The sequence below is a fragment of the Mesorhizobium sp. M0019 genome, from assembly GCF_040323975.1.
In the GTDB taxonomy this organism is placed as follows: domain Bacteria; phylum Pseudomonadota; class Alphaproteobacteria; order Rhizobiales; family Rhizobiaceae; genus Mesorhizobium.
Genome location: NZ_JAMYVK010000134.1, coordinates 1 through 1,233 on the forward strand (window position 1 = coordinate 1; position 1,233 = coordinate 1,233).

A 1,233-nucleotide genomic window follows, 5' to 3' on the forward strand; every position below is an offset into this window, starting at 1 on the left:
TAGGCCGTAGACTCATAAGCGCGGAGCCACAGACGCATTGAGGCGAGCTGGATCATGGCGAGGAAGTTGGCGGCGAGCTTGTCGTAGCGGGTCGCGACGCGGCGGAAGTGCTTCAGCTTGGAGAAGAAGCGTTCAATAAGGTTGCGCTCGCGGTAGAGCCGCTTGCTGAAGCAGGGTTTCCAGCGCCGGTTGCTCTTCGGCGGGATGTTGGGCGTCGCGCCCTGCTCCTGGATCAGTTCGCGGATGCGATCGGCGTCATAGGCTTTGTCGGCCAGCACGATGGTGCGCGGGCCGAGATGATCGAGCAGCCGGTCAACGACCTGCCCATCGTGCGTCTGCCCGGCGGTCAGGCCGAGCCGGATCGGGAGGCCCTGCGCGTCGACGACGACGTGAATCTTGGTCGTGAGCCCGCCGCGTGATCGACCGAGACAGTGATCTGGACCCCCCTTTTTGCCGTCGCTGCCTGCTGGTGGGCGCGAACGGAGGTGCTGTCGATCATCTGGATGGCACCGTCGTGGGCGGCGGTGACGGCGTCCATCAGCCGGTCCCACACGCCGGCCTTCCGCCATCGCACGAAGCGGTTGTAGCAGGTGGTGCGCGGGCCATAGCGTTCCGGCAGGTCACGCCATGGCGCACCCGATCTCAGCACCCAGAAGATACCGTTCAACACGCGGCGATCATCGACACGCGGAACGCCCCTTGGTTTGTTGGGCAGCAGCGGCTCGATCACGCGCCACTCAAAGTCGGTCAGGTCATATCGGCTCATGCCGGGCGTGAATCACAAAACGATGCGACATGAAAGGCCCGAATGCTCCGCCGTTTACGAACTTCCTTCGATGTTGGTATGTTCGACTGATGCAAGCCAACCGTCTCCTGTCCCTCGAAGAGTTTGAGGCGTGTTTCGCGCACCCAATGCGCAATGTGACGGAAAGCGCTGAGCCCATCCTAGACATCTGGCCTTACGTTGACAGCCTCAATTTGGACGCCCTGGGCTTGCCCAGCCTCAACGACGTGCACCATGTGTATCGAGATGCTCACGAGCGCTTCGATCAAGTTCTGATCGGCACCGGACGCTTCAATACGCTATTGGTCGTCGTTGTAGATCGACACCTGAGAACCGTGCTGGGCCACCGCTTGCTCGATCTAAACAAAGAATATGGTCGAAACGGCGATCATCTCAAACCCGTGCGCTAACCCTGATCCTCTTTTCGAATTAATGGGTTCACTACCTAG

At 60.5% G+C, this 1,233-nt stretch carries 2 protein-coding genes; one reads left to right on the plus strand and one right to left on the minus strand.

Annotated features, from left to right (window positions below; translation table 11 throughout):
- Window positions 1–766, minus strand: a protein-coding gene (locus NKK47_RS34995; RefSeq protein WP_352579926.1) for an IS5 family transposase whose coding sequence is annotated in 2 segments (ribosomal slippage) — window positions 1–442 and window positions 442–766 — 767 coding nt annotated over the 2 segments. Because the reading frame shifts where the segments join, the coding sequence is not laid out codon by codon here. This gene is flagged as partial in the annotation.
- 29 nt (window positions 767–795) lie between these two features.
- Between NKK47_RS34995 and NKK47_RS35000 the strand changes: the two genes are divergently transcribed.
- Complete coding sequence (locus tag NKK47_RS35000) at window positions 796–1,194, plus strand: hypothetical protein (RefSeq protein ID WP_352579927.1); 399 nt, start codon at window positions 796–798, stop codon at window positions 1,192–1,194.
- Window positions 1,195–1,233: the final 39 nt, after the last annotated feature.

What these genes read in the sequence shown, in the direction of transcription:
- NKK47_RS35000 (WP_352579927.1), top strand. Translation starts at nt 796, where the DNA reads ATGAAAGGCCCGAATGCTCCGCCGTTTACGAACTTCCTTCGATGTTGG.